A 15629-nucleotide genomic window follows, 5' to 3' on the forward strand; every position below is an offset into this window, starting at 1 on the left:
CGGTCCATGGGCCGATTCTCGTTGAGCAATCTGGAGCTAATCTTCGACACGCGGATATTGGTTCCTCCCCGTTTGAGGAGTAAGGCCTAACTGTTCCGCCATCTCCCATGCTCGTATTGTCTTGCTGGGTGTCATGAGCGACGCGGTGGAGCCCCTCTTGCTGCGTAGGCACGTGTATAGATGACTAGGTACATATGCTTCTGCTGTACCCACCTGCGGCTCGATCACCTGGATAACGGCCACGTTGGCGTCTGACGACCGGTACCGGGAGTGACGTGATCGACAACAGCCACCTAGGGGACGGTTTGGCGCAGAATGATGAAGGGCGGCGCGTTGACATGCGCGCCGAAGCGAGCGACGATGCCAAGATCTTCCAAGCGTTTGGCTCCATCTACTTCGGCGAAACCGTGCCAGTGGAAGATATTCCCCAGGAGGAACAAGCGACCCTGCGCAGGGCATGGGTGCCGGTGGGCACGGTGTCCCCCCTGATTGAACGGCTCAGATCGGGCGGCCTGGCAGTGATCGGTGGTGCCCCAAGAATGGGCAAGCGGTCCGCTGCCATTCGTGCGCTCATCGAGTATTCGGACGAAAGAACATCTGCCAAGGCAAAGCCTCTGAAGCTGAAGCAGGTCACCCCGGACTGGGAGAGAGAGACCCCGCAAGTGAGCAGGCTCCCCACGGAGGCGAATCACGGCTACCTCCTTGACGTCAGTGCTGAGATCTCCAAATGGTCTAACCCTTTGGAAACAGCCTCTGCCTTGGTAGCGCGAGCCGCGCGTCTACGCGAGGAGGGGTCCTGTCTCATTCTGATCTCCAACCAGTCTGGTTGGCCGCACGGTACCGGGACAGTGACGGCACCGTACGTGACGGCATTGGAACGGCCGGACCCCCGTGAGATAGCCACGGCTCACCTAGAGACGGTCCACAATCGGCCCGCTCGCGTAGCCTGGCTGCGGCTCGCGCACGACGGAGTGCCGCCTGGCTTGTGTGCTCACTTGATCACCGAGGACACTGCACCGGCCGATGCTGCCTATCTCGCTACGCTTCTGGCCGGCGTTACGGACGACCAAGATGGCATCAAAGCTGCGATCGACGCATTCCAACAATGGGACGCTCACCTGACCAAAGTCTTCGGAGGCGAGGACGACAGGAGTGTTGACGACCGTGCCCTATTGATCGCTGCGGCGCTTCTCGGTGACGCGCCGGCGCTGCGCATCCAGTCCGTGGCTCGCGATCTCGTGGGCATGCCGGCGGCCAGCGACAACAGCAACAACTATGTTCGCCGCGTTCTGGCAGCGGAAGAGCTGAAAGCCCGATTCGAGGGTATCGGCGCAACCCTGAAGGGGCAGAACGCCTCTCTAACGGGCAAGCCGGGGCTCGGCAATGCCACGATTGAGCGAGTCTGGACGCAGCGCCCCGATCTCCGCCAACCCTTACTAGAGTGGATCACCAGGATTACTGCGCCCAAGGCCGAAGCCGAAGAACATCTGCAGCACATCGGCAGGATGCTGGTACGTCTCGCCGCCGCTCACACAGATGTGCGGCTGCTGCGGCTCGTTCAGAAATGGGTGGAGGCCGAAGGCTCGGCGACTGACCGCCGCCCGCTGGTGGCCACGATTTTGAACGAGGCTGCCCAGGACCCCACTCTCGGGCCGGTAGTACGGGACGAGTTGCTGAATTGGGCTCAGTCATCGTCGCTCAACCTCGCGACCACCGTGGCTCTGGTGTGCCAGATGACCTTCGCCGAACACTACCCTCGGCAGGCGCTGGTACGGCTGCAATGGATTCTTCGGCGTCCTCAAGACGATGAAGCCGTGACGGCGGCGGAGGAGGCCGTCAGACGCATGGCGGCCCGCCCCTCCCCGCTAGTCAAGGACGTCTGGCCGGCCGTAACCAGATGGGCCGTCAAGGATGGGATGCTGTCGGGCCGACGCGCGTTTCTCGCCATGGTGGACCCAAGGCCCTCATACTCACATTTAAAGGAGTTGCTAGCCGTCGCCGATGACAAACCTGAAGTCAGAGGAATGCTCCTGGATGCTTGGCGGGCCACGCTGGCCGACGAGATGGTTGATGGGGAGGCCCGAGCGGTGCTTACGGCCTGGGCATACGGCATCGCCACTGGAACCTTGCCCGAATCAACGACGCTGGAACTGCTTCATCAGATCGTCCAACACCATTTAACCGCCAGCCCTGTCTCCGCGCTGCTGTACGACACCAACGTCCTCGAGCCGGAGCCTCATCCCGGCGGGCTCGCTCACGTGCGCCGCTTGCTCTGGCAACGCGTTCACACCACCGGCCCTTCACCCACCCGCGCAGAATGCTAGCCGGTGGGGACCTGGTGGACACGACGCCGTAGGCAGCGTCACCTACGGCACAGCATCACGGACTTCCCTGCACGTCTGCCCTCATCCTGCCCGGGCATCGTGTTCAACGCACGTATGAGCGCCCTGCTCACTGGCGACGTGAACGCTCTCCTGTGCGCTCCGCACGAAAGAGCGGCAGTCATCCGCAGCCTTTTGCGCCATGCAGCGGCCGATGTCACCCAGCGATGCGATCCTGCCGACTTAGCTGCCGCACACGATGCCTGCACACTGCATCTTCAGAATGAGCGGACACTTCCCGAGTACCCGGATGTCTTTGTATCAGGTTCGATTACCTTAGGGTTGTCGACAGAAGACAGAGAAGCGGTTAGACAACTCCTGGCGCGGCGGCGTGCACAAGGTATTGACGACACCGTAGAAGTACAACGCGCCAGGCATCTCCGCCACATTCTCAGCGACCCAAGCATCGCTGTGCCGTGGTGGCTTGATCCACAGAGAAAGGCTCTGAACGTCACACCTTCGCCAGATCAGTTGAAGACTGTACTGGCCTCACTCGCCGAGGCAACCAGCACGATCCGCAGTTTAACGCCGCTTACTGACGTCCCCGTTGAGGATCAACTGCTCGAGCTTCTACGCAGCTTTGTCTCGAGCTTTCCTCACGAGCACCAAAAGCGAATGCTGATGACGCTGATGGCGCTGGGATTTGAGAAGGCGGGGCGACCAAATATGGCAGCAAGCGTTGAGCAACTGATGGAGAATCAGTACCCCGCACGTGCGAGCACCGCGTCAAGTTCATCAACTAGTTCTCATGACGACAACGAGCTAGAAAGAGACAATGAAAGAAACAGCCAATCTAACGGTCGGCTCTGAATGAGCCGCTTTCACTGTGTTGGACCTTGGAAGGACGGCGGCCCTCCCTGTGAAGTCTCCCCCTCGCCGACAAGGCGGAGAGGGCTCACGGAACCGGCATTCTCGGAGTTGGTGGGGCACGGTGCTGGCTCGCAGACTCACTCCATGCAACAGCAGGCTGGCCATGGAGGCAGCGAATGTGGCTGCGGACATTATCTGCGCCTCGCACTCGCGTACACCTTGTATGTCTGCTACGTACGAAAAGTATATTTATCCGCCATGCAGGAGCGAGGGCAAGCCGTTCTTGTACCCCACGGGCGATAGTCGCGCTTGATCGGCCGCTTGTTGTAGCCGAACTGCTGCGGCAGATAAGGGAATAGGCCGGCCAGCGCGGGAATGGCCCGACGGGGCCATCCGCATTTCAACGTACGTCCCACGCAAGCTCGCGGCTGCTTCCCCTCCGCCGGAAGCGTTGGCATGGGGGTAGCAAGGTCAAGCCGTCGCGTCGCGCTGCTCCACTACCGACACAGGATCAAGGCCGGTGCGTGGGCGCCGGGCCTGAGCGGTTAACGCACTAGCTCAGAGTGAGGGGCCTGGTAACAACGAGGTCCCAATCGTTCCAGCCCCCGACGTCTATCCAGGCGATCGTCGGCCGGCCGCGACCGTCCAGCGCCATGGCGAGGCCCTCGCCGCCGCGCCGGATCGTGGTGACCGGAGTACGGGTGCAGCGTGTACCTGTGCAGGTCGCGACGACGATCCGTTCGCGATCAAGGTCCTGGTATGCCACCAGCGCACGCCCGTCCTGGTCCAGCGCCATCGCGGGCCCCGCGTTGCGACCGGACTCGGACACCGTGGCCGTGTCGTCCTGCGAGCATTCGCGGGTGCGGCAGTCGAGCAGCTTGATCGCGCCGTCGGTCACATCCCGGTAGGCGATCATCGGCAGGCCGTCGGGCCGGATCACCATGGCGGCGCCCGCTGGGTCGTAGCCGCCTTCGATGTAGTAGGGCCAATCCGCCCGGACGGGACGCCCGATGCGCGTCTGGGCGCAGGCCGGATCGGCGCAGGAGATCACGAAGATCGAGCCGGTGTCGCGGTCGAATCGCAGCACAACGGGGCGGTCGTCTGGCCCCACGCCCACGACGAGGCCGCGCTTGTCATACGGGTAGGTGGCGGCGGGAACCTTGGCGACCTCCTTCGTGCGCGGACGGGTGCAGGATGGATCCTCGCAGGTAGTGATCAGAAGCGCTTCTCTGTCGACGTTGCTCTCACTCAAGGACAGCTCGTAGAGATGGGCGACCAGCAAGCCGCCGCCGGGCCGTGCCGCGAGAGCGACCGTCCGGTCATGGTCGGACGACGTCACCTCCGTGACGGGCTTACCGCCGGGGGCCGGGACGCAGGCCATCGCGTCGCATATCAGCAGGCCCAACCGGGCGCGCCAGTCCTTCTCGTCCCATACCGGCCCGTCTTCGTTCACACCCTCCTGCGCCCACGTCGACATGACGAGACGGCCGTCCGCCAGCCGTGCGCCGGCCGCTGTGTACCTTCCGGCGACGTCGGGCGGCTCTGCCCACGTGAAACGGGTCTGGGTGCAGCTGCTGTCCATGCAGGTCAGCAGCTTCGCCGGGCCGAAGCCGTCCATGAGCATGACCATGCGCCCGCCCTGCCCCGCCTGGAGGACTCGCAGGTCCGATGGGTCGAGCTCCGGCCTGGCACGCCCGTCCTGCGCGGACACCTCGGAGCCCGGGTCACGTGACCAGTCCTCCGTGACGGCCGTCTCAGAGACCTCCAGCCAGCCGAGCGGGTTGATCAGCACCGCGCCGGCATACAGCAGGCTCGGCAGCAGCAGCGCCGAGAGCACCGGCACGGGCCTGATGGGACGCGGCTCGCCCTCGGGCAGGCGGGTGATGATCTCCTGGAACTCGGGGGTCGTCCCCTTGATGGCCAGGCGGTGCAGGAACAGACGCGTGATCACGGCCGCCTGGAACGGCACGATGAGCAGCGCCAGCACGGAGCCTGCCGCGACCGTCGCCATGGGCACCTCGGACAGGGCCCAGTCGGTCGCCCGCGCCGCCAGGGCGGGGAGGAACACGACGCCGAAGACCAGCGTGAGCGGGGTCGCGAAGGAAGCGCCGGCCGTCAGCCGGTACGCGCGGGCGAGCGCGCCTCTCGCGGACCGGCCCTCCAGGACCACGGGCGCCACGGCCAGCAGAGCCGGCATCGCGGTCAGGACCAGGGCCACCATCACGGTGTAAGCCGTGGCTTGCTCCCCCGTCCACAGGAGCATGCCGACCCCGGTCGTCAGGACCGCCGCGAGCGTCACCACGCCGACCAGGGCGAGCGCCATCGTTGTGGGCCAGCGCCGGGCTGCGGCCCGCATCGCGCGGGAGGTGGAGACGTCCTTTCCGACCAGCCGCCCGGCGGCGAGCATCACCGTCGCGGGCAGTGCCACCGCCTGCCCGGCCATCGAGACGACCAGCACCGCAACCGACCACGCCAGCAGGGGAGGACCAGGCGTGCCGATCAGCTCGAAGTCGCCGTTGACCACCGCCGCCGACCCGTCCACGAGCAAAGCCAGCGCCACCACGGCGAGCAGTCCGATCGGCAGGAACACGAGCAGGGCGGGCACCATCAGCCGGATCAGGTGCCGGGCCGCGAACGCGTAGGCCAGCCAGACCACGCCGCCGCGCCGCATCTCGGCGCAGGCGTCCGGGTGACGATCGTTCGCAACGCCGTCCTCGGGGCTCTCACTGGTCATCCGGACGGCAACGCTGGCGGCAACGTCGGCCACCAACCTCTCCCTGCTCAGCTCCATGATCGGAGTGTCACCGCAGGGTGCCGGATCGAGCATCGGCGATCACCCAATCTACGACCGCGATCGTCACGGCCTTAGCCCCGTTGCGACGGGGTTGTCGAACTCGCCGCGCCGCGTCGGTCCCGCATGAACCTCAACCTTCTGATCCGTAGCAAGATCGGGGATGTCCGCAGGCGTCCACTAATGACTTACCCGCGTGCGCAGAGGGGGTGTCCTGCCTCGGAGATTCCACAGCCGTCCATGGTCGTCCAAGGCAGTTGTTAGCACCAGCGTTAGCAAGATCGAGGGCTCAGCTGCTCGTAGGGGTAGGGGAAGCCCTCTGGCTTTACCTGCACCCGGTTATTGACAGTTAATCCCTCAAGGATAACCGTAGGTGATCTATTGGTGACGCTAGCCCAGCGAGTCGCGAAGGACTAGTAGCAGGACTTATCGGTGATCCTGGTGGTCTATTAGTCGATGAAATGACCTAAAGTGATAGATTATGAGTGATGCTAATAACCCGGCTGAGGATCTGTCCGCAGCGGAGCGTGCGGCTAGGGCTGAGCGACGGAAGCTGCGGAATGAACGGCACCGGAAACGTCGTGAACGAGAGAAGCTGCTACTTGCTGAGGAAGGCATCAAGGCTCGGGCGGCAATGGGGCGCGCAGTGCGGGCGCAGGGCTCGACTCCTCCGCGTCCCTGGCATGAACCTCCAATAGCAAAGAACTACTGAGCCGAGCGGTCGAGCAATCGACGCAAGCGGTTCATGGACCGTGAACCATGCCGGGATTGACGGGAGGCTCGGGGGAGGCGCCTGCCTTAGGCAGAGTGGTGGTCGTACCGCTAGCGTCTGAAGATGACCTGCGGAAATGTCTGGAGCAGCTCATACTGCTTAAAAGATCACCCCGCGTATCTCCCATATTGCACACAGGTCAGGTCGGCAGAGTCGACGATAGGGCGGGGAAGCTGGCGGTCGTCCTCTGTGGGTCAGCGGACCCCCCACTCATGAACTCGGACATGTTGGCAGGAAAGTACAGGCAGCACCTGATCGATGCCGACATCGCCTCAGCGCGTCTGGCCCCGGCGTGCCGAACTAGACGAGATCCCTTGACTTTGTGATGCTATATCGCAAAGATAGCAAACATGACATCTCTGGAAGTGCCTGCGACTCTCCGTGCCATCCGGGCCCAGCTCGACCTCACCCAGGCGGAACTGGCGGAGAAGCTCGGCGTCTCCTTCGCGACAGTCAACCGCTGGGAGGGTGGAGGCAGCAGGCCTCAGAAGGCCGCGATGGCGCGCATTCTCCAGGTAGCGGCTGAGGCCGGGATCGACGTCAGCGACGTTGACGCGATTGCAGCTCCGGCACCCACTCGCCGGCGTGGCCGGGCCGCCGCTGTCCCCAGTACCAAGTCCATGGAGCAGATGCTCTGGGACGCCGCTTCCTCCATCCGTGGCGAGAAGGACGCTCCCAAGTTCAAGGACTATCTTTTGCCGCTGCTGTTCTTGAAGCGGCTCTCCGACGTCTTCGACGATGAGATCGCTCGCCTGGCGGAGGAGTTCGGCGACCTTGCGGTTGCTTTGGAGATCGCGGAGTCCGACCATAGCCTCCTGCGCTTTTACCTTCCGCCTGAAGCCCGCTGGAGCGTGATCAGCGGGCGCACGACGTTCGACTGGCCGGTCGACGAGCGTGGCCGGTCGACGGCGCCCCGGGACATCGGGGAGCACCTCACTAAGGCGGTGCGCGCCGTGGTGCGGCACAACCCGGACCTCTCGGGTGTCATCGATGTCGTCGACTTCGCCGCCGAGCGCAACGGCGAGCGGGACATCAACCCGGCCAAGCTGCGTGGTGTCGTTGAGACCTTCTCCGACCCGCGCTACCGCCTTGGCCTGGCTGATGTGCAGCCCGACTTCCTCGGGCGGGCCTACGAGTACCTCCTGCGAAAGTTCGCTGAGGGCTCTGGCCAGAGCGCCGGCGAGTTCTTCACCCCGACCGAGGTCGGCTTCCTGATGGCCAACATCCTCCGGCCGAAGCCGGGCGAGACTTGTCACGACTACGCCTGCGGCTCCGGCGGACTGCTGATCAAGCTGCAGCTTGTCGCCAGGGAACTCGACCCAACCAGCAAGGTGCCGCTCAAGATGTATGGCCAGGAGCTCCAGGCCGAGAGTTACGCCGTCGCTCGGATGAACACGATCATCCACGATATGGACGTCGATTTGCAGCGTGGCGACACCATGATCAACCCCAAGTTCCGCGATGCCACTGGCTCCCTGCTGCGCTTCGACATCGTGGTCGCAAACCCGATGTGGAATCAGCCCTTTGACGCCGACCTCTTCACCGATGACCCATTCGACCGCTTTATGAAGTCGGGCGGCGCCACTTCAGGCAGGGGTGACTGGGCCTGGCTGCAGCACACCATCGCCACGATGAGCGACGGCGGGCGCGCCGCCGTCGTCCTCGACATGGGGGCAGTCACCCGTGGGTCGGGCTCCAAGAACGACGACAAGGAGCGCAACATCCGGAAGTGGTTCGTTGAAAAGGATCTTATCGAGGGTGTCATCCTGCTGCCCGAGAACCTCTTCTACAACACCACCGCGGCCGGCGTCATCCTGATCCTTAACAAGCGCAAGCCCGCCACCAGGAAGAACAAGATCCTTCTGCTCAACGCCAGCCGGCGCTTTACCAAGGGCAAGCCGAAGAACCACCTCACCCCGGCGGATATTTCTGATCTTGCTAAGCACTACCATGACTGGGCCGACGTCGACGGCATCGTACGGATCATCAAGACCGCTGACGCAGTGGGCGCTGACTACAACCTCAGCCCGGCGCTGTGGGTGACCCAGCCGGACGACAAGGAGCACCGGTCCATCAAGGAAATCATGGGGGATCTCCTCGAACTGGATAGTCGTGCGCGGGAGATCGATAGCGCCCTCGCAGAGATGTTGGTGAAGCTGTGAGTGACACCTGGACCTGGCGTCGGCTCGGCGAGCTATTCGAGATCGGCGCGGGGAAGACCATGTCGGCGGCGGCGCGCGCTGGCAACGACAAGGTACCGTTTCTCAGGACCTCAAATGTGCTGTGGGACCGGCTGGATCTGAGCAGTCTCGACGAGATGTCCATCCCAGCACGCGAGCTTCCGGAGAAGCTCGTTGAGCTTGGCGACCTGCTCGTCTGTGAGGGCGGCGAGATTGGCCGGGCAGCGATCTGGGACGGAAGCGTCACACCGATGGCCTTCCAGAACCACCTACATCGTCTGCGTCCGAAGTCCGACGATGTCGACCCTCGTTTCTACGTCTTCTTCCTGCACTCGGCATTCACCCAGCTCGGTATCTTCGAGGGAGCCGGCAACAAGACCACTATCCCGAACCTTTCCTCAAGCCGCCTGGCCGCGCTGGAGGTACCACACCCGTCGCTCCCTGAGCAGCAGGCGATCGTCGGGGTCCTCGGCAAGATCCGCGAGGCCGAGGTTTTGCACGGTGAGCTGCGGGCGGGCGCCATTGAGTTGAAGCGCGCAGCTATGGAGCAGGTCTTCCGACGTGGCCTCCTGAGCGAGGACCAGGTCGACTCGCTGCTCGGCCTCATTCCCGAAGGCTGGGTCGTAGAGGAACTCGGCGACTCGCACACAGTGCAGACCGGTGGGACCCCGTCCCGCAGGAACTCGCGGTATTGGGAGGGCGGCACGATTCCCTGGGTGAAGACAGCCGAGGTGTCGTACTCGACGATCACGGAGACCTCCGAACACATCACGGCTACCGCCCTGGAAGAAACGAATGTCAAGCTCTTTCCGGCTGGCACGCTGCTGCTTGCTATGTACGGCCAAGGCGTCACGCGCGGGAAGGTCGGCAAGCTTGGGATCAAGGCCACCTGCAACCAGGCCTGTGCTGCCATCCAGTGCCCTGGCGGGATCGTTGACCCTGACTATCTTTACTACTTCCTCGAGTGGCAGTACGAGAACATCCGCGCCCGGGCGCACGGTGGCCAGCAGCAGAATCTGAGCCTCGACATCGTCCGCAAGATTCCGATCGCGTACCCCCGTGACCTCAGTCAGCAGCAGGAGATCGCCACCCTGTTCCGGTCGATTGATCAGAAGATCGAGCTGCACCAGGCTCGGCTTGACCGGCTGCGGGAGCTCTATCAGCGCGTGCTGCTGGACATCATGACCGGTGAGGTTTCAGCCGATGACCTGGTGCCTCCGGCTCGGACCTCGGAAGGGAGCGCGGCATGACCACGCTCAAGATCGCTGAGGGCTACACCGTCCAGTTCCCGATGGTGAAGCATGTCGTCGAGATCGGCTGGACGCCCCTGACGCAGCAGGAGGCAGAGGCCAAGCGCCACGGCCGCGCGAACATGTTGTTCCGCGATGATCTCGAGGCCAAGCTCCTGGAGTTCAACCCGTGGCTGAGTGACGACCAGTCCCGGGCCATCGTCGACACCATCGAGGCGCTACCGTCTACCATTGAGGGCAATCGAGATGTGCTTGCCTGGATCCGCGGCGAGCGGCAGTGGTACGACGAGGTCGAAAAGCGCCACCGTCCCATCCAGGTCGTGGACTTCAATAACCCTGGCAGCAACTCCTTCGTCGTGACGTGGGAGTGGAAGATCGAGCCGCTGGCGCGCAAGGGTAACCGTGCCGACGTCATGTTTGTGATCAACGGGCTGCCGGTGGCGGTTGTCGAGCACAAGAACCCCAAAGATGGGGGAGCGCTCGATCGGGCGGTGAAGCAGCTACGCCGCTACGAGCTGGAGACGCCCGAGCTGTTGGCCGCGCCTCAGCTGTTCAATGTGACGCATCTGCTCGACTACTGGTATGGAGTTACCTGGAACGCCAACCGGCGCTTCATCTCCAAGTGGAAGCAGACCCCCGACGAGGAGTACCGCTTCGCTGTCCAGGCTTTCTTCGAGCCGACCGACTTCCTACGCACCTTGCAGCATTGGATCCTCTTCTACGTCGAGGACGGCGAGACGCGGAAGTCGGTGCTGCGTGAGCACCAGCGCCGTGCGATCGACAAGATCGTGGCCCGCTGCGCTGATCACGAGAAGACTCGTGGCCTTATCTGGCACACCCAGGGATCTGGTAAGACGTTTACGCTGCTTACCGCAGCCCGTTTGATTCTTGAGAACAAGGACCGCTACAACAACGGCACCGTCATCCTGGTGGTCGACCGCACCGAGCTGGAGGGTCAGCTGCGCGAGTGGGTCGACCGCCTTCTGGGGGAGATGCAGGCCAACGACATTGCTGTACGCCGGGCCAACTCCAAAACTGAGCTTCAGAACCTGCTCGACGCTGACTTCCGCGGCCTCGTCATCTCGATGATCCACAAGTTTGAAGAGATCAAGAAGGACAGCTCTCCCCGCGACAACATTTACGTCTTCATCGACGAGGCACACCGCTCGGTCGCCAAGGATCTGGGCAGTTACCTCATGGCGGCGCTCCCTGCGGCGACGATCATCGGGTTCACCGGAACGCCGGTCGGCAACGCCAGGGGTAGCTCTGGTTCCTTCCAGATCTTTGGCACGCAGGACGAGGACGGCTATCTCGACAAGTACTCCATCAAGGAGTCGATCGAGGATGGCACGACGCTGCCCATCCGCTACATGATGGCGCCGTCCAATATGACTATCCCGACAGAGCAGCTCGATGAGGAGTTCTTCGCTCTAGCTGAGAGTGAGGACGTCACCGACGTCGAGGAGCTGAACCGGGTGCTCGACCGCGCGGTCGGTATCCGTGCCTTCCTCAGCGCTGACAACCGTGTCGAGCAGGTGGCCGAGTTCGTCGCAAACCATTTCCGGGAAAATGTCGACCCGCTGCACTACAAGGCCCTTCTGGTCGCAGTCGACCGCGAGACGTGCGCCAAATACAAACTGGCGCTTGACCGGCATCTGCCGCCGGAGTGGTCGGAGGTCGTCTACAGCAGCAACCCCTCGGACGCCGTCGATAGGCCGAGGGTGGCCGAGCTCCAGCTCTCGGAGACCCGAGAGCAGGAGGTGCGCAAGGCCTTCAAGAAGCACGCCGAGCAGCCCAAGATCCTGATTGTTACTGACAAGCTGCTCACCGGCTATGACGCCCCGGTGCTCTACTCGATGTACCTTGATAAGCCGATGCGCGACCACGTGCTGCTCCAGGCCATTGCTCGGGTCAATCGGCCTTACGTCGACTCTGAGGGTGTTCGGAAGCGCGTCGGCCTGGTCGTCGACTTTGTCGGTGTGCTGCGCGAGCTCCAGAAGGCCCTGCGCTTCGACTCCGCAGACATCGGTGGGGCGATCGAGGACCTGGAGACCATGATGGAGGACCTCCATCAGCGGATCACCCGGGCTGCAGAGGACTACCTTGAGGTCGACGTTAAGGACAGCCCGGACCAGCAGCTGGAAAAGGTGGTCTACGGCCGGTTCATCGATCCCGATGCCCGCAAGACGTTCTTCGAGGACTACAAGGATGTCGAGGCGCTCTGGGAGATCCTGTCGCCCTCGGCCGAGCTGCGTGACCACATCGCGACCTACAAACGTCTCAGTCAGCTCTACGCTGCGGTGCGCAACGCATACTCCGAGACCGGCAGTTTTCTTGGCGACCTGGAGTACAAGACTCGCCGGCTCATTGAGCGCAGCGCCGAGCAAGAGGGCTTGGGCCGCATCGCCAAGGTTATCGCCTTCGACGTTGCCACGCTGGAGTCGCTCAAGGATGAGGACGGGCCCGAGGAGGGGAAGATCTACAACCTGCTCCGAGGACTGCGTAAGGAGATGGACGAGGACCCTGCTAAGGCCGTGGTGCTGCGTGCCCTCAAGGAGCGCGCCGACCAGGTGATCAAGAACCTGGAGGAGCGCAAGGTGACTGGTATGGCCGCGATGGATGAGATCGCGGCGCTGGTCGTCGAGAAGGAAGAAGCCCGAAAGGAGGCCCAGGACAGCGGCCTGAGCGATGTCGGCTTCGCCGTCCACTGGCAGCTCAGTCGTGATGAGGCACTCACCGAGACTCGCCTCGACACGTTGGCCGTGGCTCGGGAAGTGGAGACCCTGCTAGACAAGTTCCCCAACTGGGTAGAGAACTCTGACGAGCAGCGCCGCCTCCGTCTGAACCTCTATAAGCCGGTGATCAAGCTGCCCGATGAGCAGCGTCGTACGGCGGTGGAACAGATCATGCAGGTGCTCGAACAGACGGCAGGAGACTGATGTCCTCGCTCTATCCGGACCAGCAGCTCAGGCGTCGCGTGATGGCATGGGCGCTTCGCATCAAGGTCAACCCGAAACGGGTGGATATCATCGAGATGCCCAAGAAATGGGGTTCGTGCTCTAGTGACGGAGTGGTGACCTTCGCCGACGAGCTCGCCGAGACCGACGAGGCCTTCCAGGACTACGTCATCGTGCATGAGCTGCTGCATTTGCGCTACCGCACGCACGGCAAGCGTTTCCATGCCATGATGTCGGCGCTCGTACCAAACTGGCGCAAGCTGGAGTACATGAGCCGCCACTCGACTGAGTGACTCCGCTTTCGCCAGCGGGCCAGGGTATGGAGGGCAGCTGTCGCCGACGTCCTCACAAGGCGGCGGCGAGCGCCTACTGCAGCTGCGCGAGCCCGGGGATCCCGGGCTCGCGTCACGGCCCTGCGAATGTATAGCTGCGGCGAAGGTCCTAACCACGGGGAGGCCCAGTAGCTTTCGGTGGCAGACCCCTCCCAGCAAGGAGACGACACGATCCTGCAGCAAAGAGCGCCTAACAGAATGATCTACGTTGTGCTACACCGGACAAGCGCCGTCTGACCAGCGAGGGAGTCCTCAACCGTCTCCGGACGTCCGAGAGCGTCCGCCGCGATTGTCACCCACTCGGTCACTCACTCGACGTCGTCACTCCCTTCTTCTCGCCAGGCTTGGTCCTGTTCGCGTACGGTCCGAGCACCATGGACACGGCACCAACGACGAGCGGTGCCTCTCCGCCATGACCAGTCACTATGAGCACCGTTACGAGCGCTGCAACTACGGCAGCTATGACGAGCGGCCCGCTTCCGAGCTGTAGTGTTTGCATCGAGTACTCCTTGACGGATGCTCATACCCGCCACAGGAAAGCTTGGAGGCACCTGTGGCGGGACCATTTCCGGGCACGATGCTACAGCCGGGAGACTGCGCGAGAAGCAGGTACCGCGATAAGCCAGATGCGGTTATCTAAATAACCGGGGCGAGTAAATGACCTGTAGTATTAGCAGGTAGGGCAACAGATCGCGGCCCTCGATACTTCAAATTGCAGGTGAGAGAGCGTTAGCCTCAATTGCGCATCGCACTCGCCAGACATAAACCAACTTGCAAATCATAGAACATAACAGTTCTGCAACGGCGATGCATTTGTCCTCGCGTCTACGGCCCGAAGGCTTCACCCCTGATCACCTCGTACGCCGTCGACTCACCGCGTAGCGATAGCGGACCGGGGACGGAGTGTCAAGCTCGGCTTCACGTGTACGTTCGCCGGTCGCCGTTCCTCGATCATGCGTGGTCCTGCGGTCAGAGCCGGGCTTGATACGGAGGAGCCGGTCTGCTGGGCTTGCCTGAGTCGATGGTGTGCGAGGTGATCACCCGAGCTGTCCATCAACGTCCAGGGCCGTGTGGCGATCACCTCGGTGCCGGAGTGCTCCCGCCGGAGGCATGCTTTGACCTCTCGGCTCAGTCCGGAAGTCGACGTCCCTCGTGGTGCCGGTGAACGTTCTGTACGCGCTTCTGCCTGCGTCCGTTGGTGCGGCGGGGTGGCCGGGCGGGACCGGCCCGGAGAGGCCGCACGCCCGCCCGGACCGCCCGGCCGCCCGCCGCCCAGCGGGCGGCGGCTTGAAACCGTAGAGAAAGTTCTCATCCGGCCTGCTGCTGATCGTGGTGTGCAACCGACGTTGATCGTTTACGCCTGGGCCGTGGTCTTCTGCTTGAGGCGTTCGTAGGGGGTTTGGCCGCCGAGGCCGCCATGGGGTCGATGGTAGTTGTAGTAGTCCTCCCATTCGCGAAGCTTGTCGTTGAACACCTCGGCGTCGTCGATGACGACGCCCTCGAGCATTCGGTAGAACTCTTCGGCGTCGATGCGGTGTGAGCGTTCGACCTTGCCGTTCAGCCGCGGTGTGCGGGGCTTGATGTAGACGTGGTTGATGCCCTTGTCCAGGACGTGTCAGTGGAAGGCCGACTGGAACTCGGCGCCGTTGTCGGTCTGGATGACCTCCACCTGGAACGGCAGGCGCTGCAGGACGTAGTCGAGGAACTGGATGGCGGTCTTCTGGTTGAGCTGGGGGTAGATGCGTAGCACGCGCAGTCGGGTGCAGTCGTCGATCGCGGTGAACTGGTAGTACTTGTTGCGGCCGCCCTTGCGGCCGGTGACGCCGGCGATGGGCTCGATGAACTTGACGTCGATCTGGACGCGGTGGCCGGGCAGCTGCTTCTCGTAGCGTTTCCAGCGGCGGTCGTGGCGCTTGTAGCGCTGGGAGGCCGGCAACCGGCCCATGTCCAGGCGCTTGAGGATCCGCCAGACGCCTGAGCGGCTGATCGTGACGTCGTGATACCGCTTCAGGTACATCGAGATCTTCTCCGGTCGCGTCCTCGGAGCGGTGTAAAAGGCTCGACGAGGTAGGTGCCGTGAGTGGATCTTAGGCGGCCTCGATAGCGGGTGCCAAGGCCGGATCACCCGTCGGACGAAGCTGAGTGGGTGGGTGAAG

9 protein-coding genes are annotated in these 15629 nt (G+C 63.1%); 6 read left to right on the plus strand and 3 right to left on the minus strand.

The window, feature by feature from the left end; all coding sequences use genetic code 11:
- The first annotated feature begins 275 nt into the window (after nt 1-275).
- Nucleotides 276-2324, plus strand: coding sequence for a hypothetical protein (locus C1J01_RS49055; protein WP_146615550.1), 2049 nt, complete (start codon nt 276-278; stop codon nt 2322-2324).
- Between the two features lie 114 nt (nt 2325-2438).
- Nucleotides 2439-3191, plus strand: a complete 753-nt coding sequence (locus tag C1J01_RS49060; RefSeq protein WP_146615551.1) for a hypothetical protein — start codon at nt 2439-2441, stop codon at nt 3189-3191.
- Between the two features lie 553 nt (nt 3192-3744).
- Here C1J01_RS49060 and C1J01_RS11070 read toward each other — a convergent pair.
- Nucleotides 3745-5958, minus strand: coding sequence for a hypothetical protein (locus tag C1J01_RS11070; protein WP_146615552.1), 2214 nt, complete (start codon nt 5956-5958; stop codon nt 3745-3747).
- 1146 nt (nt 5959-7104) lie between these two features.
- Between C1J01_RS11070 and C1J01_RS11075 the strand changes: the two genes are divergently transcribed.
- The 4 genes from C1J01_RS11075 to C1J01_RS11090 are packed head-to-tail and all read left to right on the plus strand — an operon-like array spanning nt 7105 to nt 13434.
- The gene (locus C1J01_RS11075; protein WP_111178849.1) at nt 7105-8916 is read left to right on the plus strand and encodes an N-6 DNA methylase; all 1812 of its coding nucleotides are present in this window, start codon (nt 7105-7107) and stop codon (nt 8914-8916) included.
- Entirely contained in the window at nt 8913-10184 is a 1272-nt protein-coding gene (locus C1J01_RS11080) for a restriction endonuclease subunit S (RefSeq protein ID WP_220039848.1), read from the plus strand. The genes C1J01_RS11075 and C1J01_RS11080 overlap by 4 nt, the downstream gene beginning before the upstream one ends.
- Nucleotides 10181-13123: a type I restriction endonuclease subunit R gene (locus C1J01_RS11085; RefSeq protein ID WP_111178850.1), complete on the plus strand. Its 2943-nt coding sequence runs from the start codon at nt 10181-10183 to the stop codon at nt 13121-13123. The genes C1J01_RS11080 and C1J01_RS11085 overlap by 4 nt, the downstream gene beginning before the upstream one ends.
- Nucleotides 13123-13434, plus strand: coding sequence for a M48 metallopeptidase family protein (locus C1J01_RS11090; RefSeq protein ID WP_220039849.1), 312 nt, complete (start codon nt 13123-13125; stop codon nt 13432-13434). The genes C1J01_RS11085 and C1J01_RS11090 overlap by 1 nt, the downstream gene beginning before the upstream one ends.
- A gap of 1393 nt (nt 13435-14827) precedes the next feature.
- Here the strand turns inward: C1J01_RS11090 and C1J01_RS51200 are convergent.
- Together C1J01_RS51200 and C1J01_RS51205 are read right to left on the minus strand one after the other, a co-directional pair.
- Entirely contained in the window at nt 14828-15082 is a 255-nt protein-coding gene (locus C1J01_RS51200; RefSeq protein ID WP_220039851.1) for an integrase core domain-containing protein, read from the minus strand.
- Between the two features lie 6 nt (nt 15083-15088).
- Entirely contained in the window at nt 15089-15490 is a 402-nt protein-coding gene (locus C1J01_RS51205) for a DDE-type integrase/transposase/recombinase (protein WP_220039850.1), read from the minus strand.
- Nucleotides 15491-15629 lie beyond the last annotated feature (139 nt).

The sequence above is a fragment of the Nonomuraea aridisoli genome (assembly GCF_003236395.1).
GTDB classification, from domain to species: domain Bacteria; phylum Actinomycetota; class Actinomycetes; order Streptosporangiales; family Streptosporangiaceae; genus Nonomuraea; species Nonomuraea aridisoli.